The 16,520-nt window shown below is 38.9% G+C and carries 14 protein-coding genes; 12 read left to right on the top strand and 2 right to left on the bottom strand.

The genetic code is table 11. The features are described 5' to 3' along the window. Positions 1 to 28: 28 nt before the first annotated feature. The 8 genes from BF9343_RS02240 to BF9343_RS02205 all read left to right on the top strand — a co-directional run bounded on the left by BF9343_RS02240 (position 29) and on the right by BF9343_RS02205 (position 7,447). A complete protein-coding gene (locus BF9343_RS02240) occupies positions 29 to 607 on the top strand; it encodes a GNAT family N-acetyltransferase (RefSeq protein ID WP_005784400.1) in 579 nt (192 codons plus the stop codon). A 13-nt stretch (positions 608 to 620) separates the two neighbouring features. Then, positions 621 to 1,826: an argininosuccinate synthase gene (locus BF9343_RS02235; RefSeq protein ID WP_010992063.1), complete on the top strand. Its 1,206-nt coding sequence runs from the start codon at positions 621 to 623 to the stop codon at positions 1,824 to 1,826. After that, the gene (gene argC / locus BF9343_RS02230; protein WP_005784397.1) at positions 1,823 to 2,791 is read left to right on the top strand and encodes an N-acetyl-gamma-glutamyl-phosphate reductase; all 969 of its coding nucleotides are present in this window, start codon (positions 1,823 to 1,825) and stop codon (positions 2,789 to 2,791) included. Before BF9343_RS02235 ends, argC begins: the two co-directional genes overlap by 4 nt. A 9-nt stretch (positions 2,792 to 2,800) precedes the next feature. Further along, on the top strand, positions 2,801 to 3,925 hold the full coding sequence (locus tag BF9343_RS02225; protein WP_010992062.1) for an aspartate aminotransferase family protein: 1,125 nt from the start codon (positions 2,801 to 2,803) through the stop codon (positions 3,923 to 3,925). Between the two features lie 112 nt (positions 3,926 to 4,037). After that, on the top strand, positions 4,038 to 4,811 hold the full coding sequence (gene proC / locus BF9343_RS02220) for a pyrroline-5-carboxylate reductase (protein ID WP_005796496.1): 774 nt from the start codon (positions 4,038 to 4,040) through the stop codon (positions 4,809 to 4,811). A 59-nt stretch (positions 4,812 to 4,870) separates the two neighbouring features. Next, on the top strand, positions 4,871 to 5,425 hold the full coding sequence (locus BF9343_RS02215; RefSeq protein WP_005784392.1) for a helix-turn-helix domain-containing protein: 555 nt from the start codon (positions 4,871 to 4,873) through the stop codon (positions 5,423 to 5,425). Between the two features lie 17 nt (positions 5,426 to 5,442). Then, complete coding sequence (locus BF9343_RS02210; protein WP_005784390.1) at positions 5,443 to 7,098, top strand: AMP-binding protein; 1,656 nt, start codon at positions 5,443 to 5,445, stop codon at positions 7,096 to 7,098. A 148-nt stretch (positions 7,099 to 7,246) separates the two neighbouring features. Then, a complete protein-coding gene (locus tag BF9343_RS02205) occupies positions 7,247 to 7,447 on the top strand; it encodes a DUF2007-related protein (protein ID WP_005784389.1) in 201 nt (66 codons plus the stop codon). A 139-nt stretch (positions 7,448 to 7,586) separates the two neighbouring features. Here BF9343_RS02205 and BF9343_RS02200 read toward each other — a convergent pair whose 3' ends face one another. Next, complete coding sequence (locus BF9343_RS02200; RefSeq protein WP_041926164.1) at positions 7,587 to 9,956, bottom strand: glycosyl hydrolase family 95 catalytic domain-containing protein; 2,370 nt, start codon at positions 9,954 to 9,956, stop codon at positions 7,587 to 7,589. 1,081 nt (positions 9,957 to 11,037) lie between these two features. On the opposite strand from BF9343_RS02200, the gene BF9343_RS02195 reads away from it, so the two are divergent. The 3 genes from BF9343_RS02195 (at position 11,038) to BF9343_RS02185 (ending at position 13,173) form a co-directional block, all read left to right on the top strand. After that, positions 11,038 to 11,832, top strand: a complete 795-nt coding sequence (locus tag BF9343_RS02195; RefSeq protein WP_010992060.1) for a hypothetical protein — start codon at positions 11,038 to 11,040, stop codon at positions 11,830 to 11,832. Between the two features lie 260 nt (positions 11,833 to 12,092). Further along, positions 12,093 to 12,284, top strand: a complete 192-nt coding sequence (locus BF9343_RS02190) for a hypothetical protein (protein ID WP_010992059.1) — start codon at positions 12,093 to 12,095, stop codon at positions 12,282 to 12,284. Continuing rightward, positions 12,277 to 13,173: a hypothetical protein gene (locus BF9343_RS02185; RefSeq protein ID WP_010992058.1), complete on the top strand. Its 897-nt coding sequence runs from the start codon at positions 12,277 to 12,279 to the stop codon at positions 13,171 to 13,173. Before BF9343_RS02190 ends, BF9343_RS02185 begins: the two co-directional genes overlap by 8 nt. 244 nt (positions 13,174 to 13,417) lie before the next feature. On the opposite strand, the gene BF9343_RS02180 is transcribed toward BF9343_RS02185, so the two are convergent. Continuing rightward, positions 13,418 to 14,560, bottom strand: coding sequence for a hypothetical protein (locus tag BF9343_RS02180; protein ID WP_010992057.1), 1,143 nt, complete (start codon positions 14,558 to 14,560; stop codon positions 13,418 to 13,420). Between the two features lie 592 nt (positions 14,561 to 15,152). Here BF9343_RS02180 and BF9343_RS21575 point away from each other — a divergent pair. Further along, positions 15,153 to 16,478 carry a GIY-YIG nuclease family protein gene (locus BF9343_RS21575; protein WP_158236939.1) on the top strand — a complete coding sequence of 442 codons (1,326 nt, stop codon included), beginning with the start codon at positions 15,153 to 15,155 and terminating at the stop codon, positions 16,476 to 16,478. The last annotated feature ends 42 nt before the right edge of the window (positions 16,479 to 16,520 follow it).

The raw sequence follows: 16,520 nt of genomic DNA, 5'->3' as shown, positions 1-16,520 counted from the left end.
AACAATTATACTCTATACTAAATCAACAATGGACACTCAACAAATAGATGTTATGGTAGCCGACGCCTCGCATGAGGTTTACGTTGACACTATTTTGGAGACAATCAGAAACGCAGCAAAAGTACGCGGAACCGGAATAGCAGAACGTACACACGAGTACGTAGCCACCAAAATGAAAGAAGGAAAAGCAATCATAGCTCTTTGCGGAGATGTATTTGCCGGATTTACCTACATTGAATCATGGGGAAACAAGCAATACGTTGCTACTTCAGGATTGATCGTACACCCTGACTTCCGGGGATTAGGACTGGCCAAACGTATCAAACAAGCCTCTTTCCAATTGGCTCGTTTACGATGGCCCAGAGCTAAAATATTCAGTCTGACCAGCGGCGCAGCCGTGATGAAAATGAATACGGAATTGGGATATGTACCGGTCACTTTTAACGAGCTGACCGACGACGAAGCCTTTTGGAAAGGATGTGAAGGGTGCATAAACCATGAAATACTGATGGCGAAGGACCGTAAATTCTGCATCTGCACCGCTATGCTATATGATCCGACAGATCCGCATAACATAAAAAAAGAACAAGAAAGAAATAACATTTAAAATATACAGCACTATGGAACAGAAAAAGAAAGTAGTGGTTGCATTCAGCGGAGGCCTCGATACCTCTTTCACTGTAATGTACCTGGCCAAGGAAAAAGGATATGAAGTGTATGCAGCGTGTGCCAACACAGGTGGCTTCAGCGAAGAACAACTGAAACAGAATGAAGAGAATGCCTACAAACTGGGTGCTGTGAAATATGTCACACTCGACGTCACTCAGGAATATTACGAAAAAAGTTTGAAATATATGATATTCGGTAACGTACTACGTAACGGTACCTATCCTATTTCTGTCAGCTCCGAACGTATTTTCCAGGCATTGGCCATCGCACGCTATGCGAAAGAGATTGGTGCGGAAGCCATTGCACACGGTTCGACAGGAGCCGGTAACGACCAGATTCGTTTCGACATGACATTCCTTGTCATGACTCCGGGCATAGAAATTATTACGCTGACCCGCGATATGGCACTCAGCCGTCAGGAAGAAATCGACTACTTGAACAAAAATGGCTTCGAAGCAGACTTTACAAAACTAAAATACTCTTATAATGTCGGACTATGGGGTACTTCAATCTGCGGCGGAGAAATTCTAGACAGTGCACAAGGATTGCCCGAAACGGCCTACCTGAAGCAAGTAACGAAAGAGGGAAGTGAACTTCTGCGCCTTGAATTTAAGAATGGTGAACTTCACGCCGTGAATGGAGAAGTGTTCGAAGATAAAATTGCCGCCATCCAAAAAGTGGAAGAGATAGGTGCTGCTTACGGTATTGGCCGTGATATGCATGTAGGTGATACTATCATCGGTATCAAAGGACGTGTAGGATTCGAAGCCGCCGCTCCAATGTTGATCATCGGTGCACACCGTTTCCTTGAGAAATACACATTGAGCAAATGGCAACAATATTGGAAAGATCAGGTAGCTAACTGGTATGGTATGTTCCTTCATGAAAGCCAATACCTGGAACCGGTGATGCGTGATATCGAAGCAATGCTTCAAGAATCACAACGTAATGTGAACGGTACAGCCATCCTTGAGCTCCGTCCGTTGTCATTCTCTACTGTCGGTGTAGAATCACAAGACGACCTGGTAAAGACCAAGTTTGGTGAATATGGAGAAATGCAAAAGGGTTGGACGGCCGAAGATGCAAAAGGCTTCATCAAGGTGACTTCTACCCCACTACGTGTTTACTATGCTAACCATAAGGACGAAGAGGTATGATAAAAGCAGGAATCATTGGTGGAGCAGGATATACAGCAGGCGAACTTATCCGCCTGCTTATCAATCATCCCGAGACTGAAATCGTATTTATCAACAGTACCAGTAACGCCGGAAACAAAATTACTGATGTACACGAGGGACTTTACGGAGAGTGTGACCTGGCTTTTACAGACGAACTTCCGTTGGAAGACATCGATGTACTGTTCTTCTGTACAGCCCATGGGGATACGAAGAAATTTATGGAAAGCCATAATATCCCGGAGGAACTGAAAATTATAGACCTTTCAATGGATTATCGCATAGCTTCACCGGATCATGACTTCATATACGGTCTGCCGGAACTAAATCGTCGTGCAACCTGCACAGCAAAGCATGTGGCTAATCCGGGATGTTTCGCAACTTGCATCCAGCTGGGACTGCTCCCACTGGCAAAACACCTGATGCTAAATGAGGACGTAATGGTAAACGCCATTACAGGAAGCACGGGAGCGGGAGTAAAACCCGGTGCAACCAGTCATTTCAGCTGGCGTAACAACAATATGAGTGTATACAAAGCTTTCGAACACCAGCACGTTCCTGAAATCAAGCAATCGCTGAAACAACTCCAGAACAGTTTTGATGCGGAAATTGATTTTATCCCTTATCGCGGCGATTTCCCCCGCGGCATCTTTGCCACTTTGGTAGTGAAAACAAAAGTAGCATTGGAAGAGATCGTACGCATGTATGAGGAATATTATGCCAAAGATTCGTTTGTCCACATCGTTGATAAAAACATAGATCTCAAACAGGTAGTAAATACCAATAAATGTCTGATTCACCTGGAAAAACACGGCGATAAATTACTGATCATTTCTTGCATCGACAATTTATTGAAAGGTGCATCCGGACAGGCTGTCCACAACATGAACCTGATGTTTAACCTGGAGGAAACGGTAGGCCTGCGCCTCAAGCCCTCTGCATTCTAAGAAGAAACAATGAACTTATTTGATGTATATCCACTTTTCGATATAAACATAATAAAAGGAAAGGGTTGTCACGTCTGGGACGAGAATGGAACCGAATACCTGGATCTTTATGGAGGCCATGCCGTTATCTCTATCGGACATGCTCATCCCCATTATGTTGACATGATTAGCAAGCAGGTGGCAACCCTGGGCTTCTATTCAAACTCCGTAATCAACAAGCTGCAACAACAGGTAGCCGAACGTCTCGGAAAAATATCCGGGTATGAAGATTATTCCCTATTCCTGATAAACAGTGGTGCCGAAGCAAATGAAAACGCGTTGAAACTGGCTTCGTTCCATAACGGACGTACCAAAGTGATCTCTTTTGGGAAAGCTTTTCACGGACGCACTTCACTAGCAGTCGAGGCCACAGATAATCCTAAAATTATAGCTCCGATCAATGCCAACGGACACATCACCTACCTTCCGCTAAATGACATAGAGGCTGCGAAAACCGAATTGGCAAAAGAAGATATTTGTGCTGTCATCATTGAAGGTATACAGGGAGTTGGCGGTATCAAAATACCGACTCCCGAATTCCTGCAAGAGCTCCGCAAAGCCTGTACAGAACACGGAACAATCCTGATTCTGGATGAAATACAAAGCGGTTACGGACGTAGTGGCAAATTCTTCGCTCACCAATATGCCGGAATCAAACCGGATATTATTACAGTTGCCAAAGGAATCGGAAACGGATTCCCGATGGCCGGAGTACTGATCAGTCCTATGTTTACACCCGTATATGGCATGCTTGGAACAACTTTCGGGGGCAATCATCTGGCTTGCTCGGCTGCATTGGCAGTAATGGATGTCATCGAACAGGAGAATTTAGTAGAAAATGCAGCCAACATCGGCTCCTATCTGCTGGAAGAACTGAAAAAATTCAATGAAATCAAAGAAGTGCGCGGATGCGGATTAATGATCGGAATGGAATTTGACCAACCGGTAAAGGAAATCCGGAGCCGCCTGATCCACGAACAAAAAGTATTTACCGGTGCCAGCGGTACGAACGTAATCCGATTGTTGCCTCCTCTCTGCCTCAGCAAAGAGGAAGCCGATGAATTCCTCGCCCGGCTAAGAAAAGTACTCGGTTAATAATCAGCATCCTTATAAGGAAAGTGAAAAAGTGAAAATACCTGCCACGTTTGCTCGTATTTTCACTTTTTACTTATACCTTTGTCAGAAACAGACTAAATAATTATATAATATGAAAGTAGCTATCATTGGTGCAGGAAATATGGGGGGCTCCATTGCCTGCGGACTGGCAAAAGGTAAGCTGATTCCGGCTTCCGATATAATAGTATCCAACCCCAGCATTGGAAAGCTGGAAGCACTAAAGAAAGAATTTCCTTCTATTGCTATCACTCGCAATAATGCTGAAGCTGCTACTGGTGCTGATATCGTGATTCTAGCTGTGAAACCTTGGCTGATCAGAGGTGTACTCCGAGAAATGAAACTAAGAAGCAAACAGATTCTGGTCTCTGTTGCTGCCGGTATCAGTTTCGAACAATTGGCTCATGATGTAGTAGAACCTGAAATGCCTATGTTCCGTATTGTCCCCAACACAGCTATCAGTGAATTACAGAGCATGACACTGATTGCTTCGCGAAATGCCGGCCAAGAATTAGAAGCACTGATGGTCAATCTATTCAGCGAGATGGGTATGGCAATGATTTTGCCTGAAGACAAATTGGAAGCGGCTACCGCCCTGACTTCCTGCGGTATCGCTTACGTGCTGAAATATATTCAGGCTGCCATGCAAGCGGGCATCGAAATGGGAATCCGACCATCGGATGCCATGGATATGATTGCCCAATCTGTAAAAGGTGCCGCCGAACTGATACTGAACAATGACACCCATCCAAGCGTTGAGATCGACAAAGTGACTACACCCGGCGGAATTACCATTAAAGGCATCAACGAACTGGAACATAATGGATTCACCTCTGCCATCATTAAAGCAATGAAAGCATCAAGATAGTGGCCGGACACTGTAATCACAAAATATAAAACAAATAATCACTAAACACTAAAATTGATATGGACGACCAAATTAAACAAATAGCAGAACGTCTGCGCGGATTACGTGACGTACTCGAACTGACGGCCGAAGACATCGCCCGTGATTGCGAGATTTCAGCGGAAGAATATCGCCTCGCAGAAACGGGAGATTACGACATTTCAGTGAGTATGCTGCAAAAAATCGCACGTAAATACGGAATCGCTCTCGACGCTCTGATGTTTGGCGAAGAGCCCAAGATGAGTAGTTACTTCCTGACCCGTGCAGGAAAAGGAACCAGTATTGAGCGCACAAAGGCTTATAAATACCAGTCACTGGCAGCAGGTTTTATGAACCGGAATGCCGACCCGTTCATTGTAACTGTCGAACCCAAACCCGACATCGAGCCGATACACTATAACAGTCATAGCGGACAGGAATTCAACCTGGTACTTGAAGGCCGCATGATGATCAGTATAGATGGAAAAGACTTGATATTAAACGAAGGGGACAGCCTGTACTTCAATTCAAAACTACCTCATGGAATGAAAGCACTCGACGGGAAAACAGTACGTTTCCTGGCAGTAATCATGTAATTATTTAAATAAACAAGATGATAGATAGATTTTTATCTCAAACTTCCTTCAGTTCACAGGAAGACTTTGTGAAAAACTTAAAGATACACGTTCCGGACAACTTCAACTTCGGATATGACATAGTGGATGCCTGGGCTGCCGAACAACCAGACAAACCGGCCTTATTATGGACTAATGACAAAGGTGAACACCACCAGTTCTCTTTTGCGGATATGAAACAATATACTGACCGGACAGCCTCTTATTTTCAGAGCCTGGGTATCGGACATGGTGATATGGTCATGCTGATATTGAAACGACGCTATGAATTCTGGTTCAGCATCATTGCCCTGCACAAACTAGGGGCAGTCGTTATTCCGGCTACACACCTGCTAACCAAGAAAGACATTGTATACCGTTGCAATGCAGCCGACATAAAAATGATTGTGGCTGCCGGAGAAGAAGTGGTCACCAAACACATAATAGATGCTATGCCGGACTCTCCTACTGTAAAGCATTTAGTTAGCGTAGGGCCCGAAATACCCGAAGGATTTGATGACTTCCATCAGGGCATCGAGCATGCGGCGCCTTTCGTAAAGCCGGAACATCCGAACACCAACGATGACATTTCACTGATGTACTTCACCAGCGGAACAACCGGAGAGCCTAAGATGGTTGCACACGACTTCACTTATCCATTGGGGCATATCGTAACCGGTAGTTTCTGGCACAATCTGAAAGAAAACAGCCTCCATCTCACCATTGCCGACACCGGCTGGGGAAAAGCAGTGTGGGGAAAGCTCTACGGACAATGGATTGCCGGAGCAAATGTATTCGTATATGATCATGAAAAGTTCACTCCTGCCGATATATTGGAAAAGATACAAAATTACCATGTCACTTCACTCTGTGCCCCTCCCACCATTTTCCGTTTCCTCATCCACGAAGACCTGACGAAATATGACCTTTCGTCATTGGAATATTGCACCATTGCAGGTGAGGCCTTGAATCCGGCTGTTTTCGACACATTCAAAAAGTTAACAGGCATCAAACTGATGGAAGGCTTCGGACAGACCGAGACTACACTGACAGTAGCCACTTTCCCATGGATGGAACCCAAACCGGGAAGTATGGGGGTGCCCAATCCACAATACAATGTTGATCTGATCGATTACGAAGGACGGTCGGTAGAAGCCGGAGAGCAAGGACAGATCGTAATCCGGACTGACAAAGGAAAGCCACTGGGACTGTTCAAAGAATACTATCGGGACGCCTCGCGTACACACGAAGCATGGCACGACGGAATATACTACACTGGCGACGTAGCCTGGAAAGATGAAGACGGTTATCTATGGTTCGTGGGACGCGCCGATGACGTAATCAAAAGTTCCGGTTACCGTATCGGTCCGTTCGAAGTGGAAAGTGCATTGATGACACATCCCGCCGTAGTAGAATGTGCCATAACCGGCGTTCCCGACGAAATACGCGGACAGGTAGTGAAAGCTACCATCGTTCTGGCCAAAGAGTATCGTGAACGCAAAGGGGAAGACCTGGTAAAAGAGCTCCAGAATCATGTGAAGAAAGTCACAGCTCCTTATAAATATCCACGCGTCATCGAATTTGTCGACGAATTGCCTAAGACCATTAGCGGTAAAATCCGACGAGTGGAAATTCGGAAGAATGACGAGAAATAATCATGTCTCAAAAACAACAAAAAACAATCAAATACGAAATTGAGCAAACGTTTGCAACAAAAGTGTTATAATCTGAACAGAAATTGTTCTTAAATGAACAAACAACCTGCTATATTTGCATCCGTAACCATTAAACAATTAAGAGCAAATGATAGTAAGCAGAAAGATTTCTCAGATTGAAGTGTTCGCGGGCAGTCCATGGGAAGTAGCAAGTGTCAAAAGCCTCCTGAAAGCCGCATCTATCGAAGTGGCTATGAAAGACAAAGGTATAGGCAGCATATTGCTTTCCGTTCCATGTGAATATTACACGGCAGCGATGCGGGTAATCGGCGGCCGGACAGCTTCATAAATGGTTTGTTAGATTAGGTTTGATTAGGAAAGTAAAGCCGGAATGTATCGTGTTGCATTCCGGCTTTTTTTTTGATTGACAGCACTTATATTCCATTAGTACCACTTTTGTTCTCACAAAAGAATGACGCTTCTTACCGTTAAAGACCTACTATCGTATAAGTGCTTCCTTTTCGGGTAATAAATGAACAGACATTGTTTTGTTCTTTCACGGAGACAGGTTTTCCATTCTCGGTGACCCGAAGTTTTCTTCCCCTCCAAGGATTGCTCAGTCTGCATATACCTCCTTTCTCACTAAAGATTTTCAGACCGCCCACTGACGTTCCGTCATAATCGGCAGAAACGAGAAAGGCTCCTTTTGCTCTAAGCCTCGTAAACGCAGCCGGTGTTTGTGTCCAACATGGAAAAAGATAGATGACACCCTCCACCGTTTGGAGCATCATTGAGTTTACCGTCTCTATAACAGCAGTTTTCTCAGTACAATGATGCCCGTCGATAATCAGAAAATTAGTTCCGGCCGTTTTTATCAAAGTCTTCATATTTTCCAATAAGAGATCGGGATCAAATCTGATACGGGCCCCCATCACAAAAGCACTCAATCCCAATTCGTTCATCGTATTGGTAAATCCCTTTTGAGAAACCTCATAATAATACAATGTGTTTCGGGCTATCTGCAAGGCTGTAGAGTCCGAATGTAAATTCAGTATTTCACAGGGATAGGCAGCATGCAGCTGTATGGCATGGCTTGGCAAATCCCATCCGGCCTCGTTCTTCGCATAGACAGGCAAGCCTTGATTAGGTGTTTTGGTCGGCATTATCACCTTATACTCCGGAAGATGAGACAAAATGTCGTTCCATTTCTTCCGTCGTTTTTGATCTACTCCCAACAACTTACTGTACCTCACTAACAAACCGAACGTCTGTTTCACAAAAGCTAAATCGGAAGGAGGGTTCAGATCCCACGAATCCTCGTGTCCTCCTGTCGTTATGGTATAACGATATGATTTGCCGTATGTCTCCTTCTGCATATAGTCTTCATAAAAATCGCCACAAAGACGAATATAAGGATACGCCCGATACCGTAAAAAGTTCAAATCACCGGTGTATTCATAATACCAACTGAACAGAGGAACATTGAACGGAGCATTCATGGTTTGTTGCCAATAATAATTATAAAATACCCCGATACCCAAGGCCCCCACAGGAAATAGTATTCCCCTGCAAGACTTTCCTTCCCATGATGGATGCATAATTCCCATTTCTTCCTTTGCCCGCCGTCTTCCTTCGGGTATCAGCAACTCTATCGTTTTATAGAAAGGCAAGGCTATTTCCGGACGATTGGATGAAAAAGCACTATAGAATCCCGCCTGACTGTTATAGTTCAGGTGGATATCACCATGGTACATCATTTTGTCATCCATATTCCAGACTCCATACATGCCACCGGATACCGGTGAATGTTCGTTATAGGCAGAAGCCAGTAAATAAATGGACGACAAGTAGTGACGATTCAACAACTCGTCATTCGTTTCCACATACGAACGGGTCCACATATCTTTCCACCATGCTTTTTTCGCCATTTTCAATTGAGTCACATCCGCTTTATTTAAAGTCAACAGTTTGTTATAGGCCGTTGGCAGTTGCGGATCATTTCCTTTTCCACCTCCCGAAACATATACCACAACGAGAACCGTATCGGAAGCTGTCAGCTGAAAATTTGATCGGACCATCGACTCGGACAGGCATTCCGGTTTAGACATAACTCCCACTATTTTAGTGGATATACCGGCACAGGAAATCCATCTCACCGCATCAGTCTTCGTTTGCCGAGTGACTTGAGCTATTTGTCCATTCACCTGTGCTGTAGTTGTATAAGAAGCAGATTGATTATCAGCATAAGTATCTACCGAAATAGGAACCGGAGTTTTTGAAGAGGTGGTCAACTCAGTTATTATCATATTTTCATTCACTCCCATCCAACTGACCATTTTAACCTGCTGAGCAGTAGCAGTAGTCATTCGTAACTCACTATTTAACTGGTCCATCTGATAACTAAATCCGGAAGGGTCCGCCCGGTTGACTGTGACAAAGCCGGAATATACCGGAGAGTTTACAGTGATATTCACCCCGCCAATGGGCAAAGCAGCCGGACCACTGCCTGCCCAGTCTGTCCAGCCATCCGTAACAAAATCCACTTTCGATATCTTTAATGTCTGACTATTGTCCGATGTAAATGCCACTACCCCTACATCTCCATTCCCCATATAGGGGCCTAAAGGAGTATGATTGCTCTGAATACTGCTATAACTGAAAGGTTTATGCCATGTTGCCGTAAGCAGTGCCTTTTTTTGTTCAAAAAAAAGCGAATCTTTTGACGAGTCAGCATACAATAAGTTATTTTGCGAATGTATCGATAAGCTATAGCTTAGAAACAGAAAGAGAAACTTTAACTTCATATTTAATGCGTGTGTGTTTAACAGTCGATTATACTTCTCAGTAATACAAATCACTGATAATTAGAACATATATAAAAGTATCAATATCCTTTTTACAAAAAGACAAAGGCTTATTACAAAAGTAGTACTTTTTTAGGTATAAAAAAGAAGAAGAATCTCAAGAAAGTCCATGCAATAGCCTAAAAGCATAAAGATCCTCAGAAGTATTTTCAAAAGAGAATACAATAACCCGACTAAAGTAATTCACATTAGAAGTGTGATACGTAATCCCAGTCTCAATTTATGGATCGGAATTAAAAAGAAAATGATCTTAACCAATATAACCTTATCCCAATTACCATCCCGATAGAGCATAACGATTCTTTTCTTCTTTACAAATCATAAACCAAACAACTATATTTGCCCCTACTCTTAAGACATTGTATTCAAGCCTATTATAATGAATCTCAATATCTTTATCTCAGCCCTGGTACGCGAGCTCATGGTCTCCGGTATGCGGACCTATGGGCACAGATACGTGGGCTCGTGAACACAGACAGCAGGGACAGGATAAAGAACAGAGTATTTTCGACTAAACAATAAAAGAAAACAAGATGCTTTAAACAACGTATTTAGTTAATCAACATGCTTCTTAATATTGTAAATCAGCATATTATCGATTATAAGGTTCTCTAATATTCAGGTGGAAGATGGAAGATACGAGCAGAAGATAAACGGACTAAAAACGCGATTTTCCACCCATTCATCACATTGACTATTAAGGGAGTAAGTATAAAAAGGTAAAAGATGGAAGATCGAAATGTATGTTTGTAAGAGAAGCTAATATACGCACGTAGAACATGAACTATTTCTATATATTGCCTGTAATAAATTTAAAAAGCCTCGTAAGCATTTGGCTTACAAGGCTTCTGACTAGACGCTCGTACCCTTAACGGATGAAATATTGAACCTTTGGAATCATTTTCTAAAGATAGTGGATTATTTGCAAACGACACCACAAATACTTAAACTAATCGAATCATTATAGAGTTTAGAGCGAAAACATCAATGCCTACATTATTAAAGCCTTCCTATAGGTTTTAATGATTTTAATTTATTATTTTTGTTTCCAGACAGAATCAACAATTAGCAATTTATGGAAGAAAACTCAAAGCGGATTTGTTTATTATGTAAAATACGTGAAGCTAACAAAAGGAATTCACACATATTACCTAAATTCTTTAATGATAGGCTATTCTCTGATGGGTTCATGTACGAGATTGATAAAAATGGACAAAAGCGCAAAATACAGAAATCTCCCAAAGAAGATTATATTCTGTGTGACCAATGTGAAAATAGAATTGCAATAGTAGAAACTTATTGTAGTAATCATTTCTTTCATGCCTTTCACAATATTAATTCGAATATAAAGTTCCCACTAAAAAATGAGATTAGAGGAAATAATTGTTCGCAATTATACAAAGAAGGGCAATACCTAAACCCTAATATATTCAATCTGTTTATCATATCATTAGTATGGAGAACTTCAATATCCTCTCATAAATGGTTTTCTGAATTAGATATTGATGAAAAGCTAAAAGAGCAGATGAGGGCAGATTTAAATGATAATCTTAAATATTCACGCAAAGAGTACGACAATCAAGACTGTTCACATAAAGAAGATAATGATTATTATTCGTATGAAATTATCTCAAAGCAATCTACCACAAAAAATCCAGAAGGCACACTATCAATATTTAATATAAAAAAGCATGTTATCATGCTGAACCTCGTGGATTTTAGCGTGTTCTTTTTTATGAATGAGAAAGCAAGCGAAGATTTTCGTCCTATTTTGAATAAGAAAAGTTCAAAAATAATCAAAGTTTGTATATCTGACGATAAAATTTGGAAAAACATACACAATGAGTACAAAAGTAGAATTATAAAGTAAAATATTATAGCCTTTTTAGCAAGTACGGTAATATACACAACAAATAAGAGCACGCTCGCAAAAGTGCAATTAAACACTTATTTATCAAAACATTACCACTGTAACCTCGGACTGAAACAATAGTATTTTAGTAGGTGTGATAAAGAGCCAACCGTTAGCCATTCATAAAAAATTCCCAGATATTTTTTTGAAAAATCAGCTTATTAGACTTTACTTTCTTATCTAACTACATATTTATATATACACTAAATGAATAAAATATGGATAACAATTACAAAAGGCAGTATCGTCAATTGGATGATACCACTAAACAAAAGATTAGCCAAAGCCTAAAAGGCAGAACCAAATCAGCAACACATACACAGGCTATTTCTAACGGACTAAAAAAGTACTGGACTAATGTTCCAAACCAGCCCAATAATAACGAAAATAAAATTGAAGAACATGAATAAGGTATATGGATTGAATATAGATATGCTACGGTTATGTTATGAAATCAAAGAACCGTACAATATTAATATCATCAAAACAAAGGAAGTAGGAGAAGAAATTGATTTTATGTACTTCTATCTGCGGAGAATACAAGGCAAGCATTTTAAGTTCGTCTACGAAATTCGTTATGACGATATGGGAAAAGATAAACTATTTGGAGAATTAAGGCTTGGTATCAACGATGATGAAGAGGCAAGCAATATACACACCAATGGATATAATAAAGCATGGATTAGTATTTCTAACCGTGTCTTATATACAGATGAAATATACTATCTAGATTTCATAGAAAGCAATTTGGGACTAGAATTGCACAATATAACGACCTTAGACTTATGCTTGGATATGTCAATAGACATAGCCCGACTAATACGAAGGCTTATCCGAAATCCGCAAATAACGACAATCCTGAATGGGAAAAGAATTATAGACCGCAAACAAGACCGCCCTGAAATAACTTACACCTCTAGCGGCAACATGGACAAGGATAAATACTTAACCGTCAATATTAAACAGAAAAAGGCGATTAAAGACAAAAGCAAAGGTAGTACCCTTATTGCATATAATAAAAAAACGGAAATAGCCAATAGTTCAGATAAAAGGTACATAGATGACTACTATAACAATCCATCAAAATTACATCGCTTGGAAGTTCATCTCAATAACGAAGAAATAAGGGACTATATAACAAAAAACAGGCATGAATTATCATTCTACTCTTTAATTGATAAGAAATTTCTATCAAGACTATTTGGCTACACCTTAAACAGTCTCATTAGATTTGAGAAAGAAGAAAAGCCAATAGATTGGGCAAATCTCTTATTAGAGGGGTATAACAACCACCCCTGACGACGGCAGTATTTCAATGATAACTCATTCAAAAACAACGAAAAAGCTACTTAAGAGTATAACTTTAAAAACTATATATTGAAAATTAAAAGTGTATCAGAATATCCTCTTACAGATATAAAGTGATACACTTATTTTCATTATATCAATTCAATATAGTATTAACTTCGGATATGCGGAATGCGGAATCAAGTTAGCAACTGCAATAAACCTACTCCGCGCCTCCGCACTTCCGCACATTATATCAAAATTGGTTATTCTTGCGCAAGTATAAATTCCAAAAAGCCCCATTATCATTATATAATTCATCGAAACGAGAAAGACTTGAACCCTTACTAACAATACAATCATTTTTCTTATAAGAAGGATTAACAACTCCATAATATAAGCAGACATATTCTTTAAAGTCTGAAAAGTTCCTCATATTCTTGTTGAATAAGCTGCACTTTTCTTTCAGTATAAGGCAAAGAGTAGCTATATCCAGTTTTGAACACTCACCGCTGCTTATTTCAAACCTTTCATCTACTTTTTCAAGTATTTTCTTAACTTGCTCACGATTGTTAAAAGAAGGGCACAATTTTTCTAATATTTTCTCCTTATCTATCTCTATACCAACTTTGTTTTTTTCATTAGATATATCTTTGGATGATGAACTACCGACAGAAGCCTCTTTTTCAATTTCAACAATAGCATCATCATTAAGCAAAATCGCTTCATTAACAACAATCTTCTTATAACAAATACCTGCTGTTCTTTGGGCATAGAAGAGGAATGATTGTAGTGTATTTGCTTTATCTTCTATAATTGGCTGCTCCTGATTTTCGATAATTAGCATATTGATATAGTTATACTTAACCTTATGCTGCATATCATATAAGAAGTATTTTATGAATATAATTAGAACATCTTTATCGTCTTTACCAATCGCATTGACATCCGAATACAATTTCTTTAATCCAAGTATCAATCTAGCATCCAATTCTTTAAGAAATGAATTTTCATAAATATACTGGCAAATAGCTTCTATAGGTTTGTTCTTCACAAACTCATTATCAAGACTTTTAAAGGTTGCAAGACTTATTTTTATTTGTCTTCTAAGCTCCACATCCAACTCTTCAATATTGTCATATAGAACAATATTTTCATTGCCAAGCATAGATATAACACCATTAACCAAGTTTTTTAGATACTGAGCATTTTGAATATCATTATTCCTTTTACGCATCTTCTCCAAGTGCTTTGACATACTTGAAAATATCTCAGCCTCTTTTGCTATACATTGGCGGCAAATATCTTTAAGTGGCTCTACAGTATTATCCGCATATAGAGCCACAATCATATCATTGAATAATTGAAAGTATTCTTTTTCTTCTTGTGATAATATCATATTAACAGCATTTAGACTGCCGTAAAGATATGAATTATATTGTATGGCTACAAGAAATCATCTTTGATAGCCATCGACTTATATTCAAAAAGATAGCTTATTGGATAAAAGTGAATATCAATTTTACCTCCATTTTCCACAAACAGCATAAAACATTATTAATCAACAACATACATCAAATCACAATATTCACTTATATTCTTTGTGAATATCACATAATCATTTTATTTTCAAGTTGCAGTTCTTTTGACGAGGAATCTTCAAAAAAAAACCTATATTAGCATTGAATTAACTTCTAATATTAATTAACTATGACGCGAAGTGACAGAATGAGCTTTCTTAATATGATAGCATTACCCACAAAAGATAATCCAAGATATGACAAAATCCTAAAGTCATTGGATAGACATCAAACAGATGAACATAGAAAAGATTTCTCTCTTAGACAAAAAAAGCTATTGCTATTTTAGAAGCTCAACAAAAAAATGGTGCTGGACTTTATATAGACCAAGACCTAAGATATTATTTAGAAGAATTTAACTCAAGAGCTTGGAATACTGGCTTAAGAACAATGCCATCCTCATTTAATGTTATGGAAGCTTTTTTCAGTTATCAAGCTGAATTAAATACTTTTTTATTGCTTGAAGAAGAAGATTTTTTGATTGATTTTGTTGACTTTATAGATTATGTAACATCCACAGATTGTCCCAATTTAGACGAGTCAGTTAAAGCATTTGAAGATAATACTATATATAATTTCAATGTAACAAATAATCCGATTGATATTGATTTTGCATTAGAGAACAAAGATATTAAATATATAATCGGAGGGGTTTCAATTATTAAAAGAGTAAATGAAATATCTGTGATAATTCTCGCTGGAGAGAAAAACTCTGATGTAAATATACCCAAGATTACTGAATTAATGCGCTTCCCAAGTAAGCAAGAAATACAACCTTCTCCAGAGAGCAAAATGGAAAAAATTCGTTTTTGGGAAAATAAAGAATATTGGAAAACTTTTATTCTCCTTCGTTTTAATATTGAAACTTTAGAATTAGAAGCCAAGTATGTACAAAAAGATTTGGGTAACGCTTTTGATACAACAACCGATGACTTAGAAGCTTTTATGTATCGAGATAATAAGTTTCCATCTGAACAGTGGGAACAAATCTATAATGAAATAAAAGAGAAAACAAAAAATTATGTTCCTTTATTTGAGGTAGGAAGACTTTGTATCCATCTTTTATCATATATAGAAAATTATGAAGAAAATTTAATATTAGAAGAACATACAACTATTTTAGGTACTGAACCTAATAAACCAAAGATTTTTAAAAGAGACAAACTTGTTCCGCCATCTTATGAACTAAGAAAAAGAGACGTTTGGTGCTTAAAAAAACAGAGAGAAAATTATGCTTCTCAAACTATAACATACAATGAAAGTTTTAAACTTGAATCTGACGGTTTTTGGAAGATACTTAAATCAAACGAAATAGGTGAAGACAAAAATGGTAACACAATTCATGGAAAAACTTGGGTGAGTGTTCTTAAAACATGGCATGAAGTAACCAATGAACCTATTAAAATAACGAATAATCTAAAACCGTTGATAAACTCTAAAAACAAAGGATATATATATATCATGAGAAATGCTTCTCATGACAAAGATATTTTTAAAGTAGGATTAACTAGAAGAGAAACTGAGACTAGAGCTAAAGAATTATATAGTACTGGTGTTCCAGATAAATATTTAGTTGCTGAAGAATTTGAGACTGTTGATTGTGTTTTAGCCGAAAAACTTATACATCAAAAATTGGAAAAATATAGGCTAAATGATAAACGTGAATTTTTTAAAGCTCAATATTCTACCATTAGAAAAATAGTAAATGAGATTGTGAATGAGGTAAATAACTCATAATATTCACTCCCAAGATTTGTGAATATTATCTTATAAACAAGC

Origin of the sequence: Bacteroides fragilis NCTC 9343 (genome assembly GCF_000025985.1) — a bacterium.
Taxonomy (GTDB): Bacteria; Bacteroidota; Bacteroidia; order Bacteroidales; family Bacteroidaceae; genus Bacteroides; species Bacteroides fragilis.
Note: the sequence above shows the minus strand (reverse complement) of the source record. Positions and strands in the feature narration are given on the sequence as shown.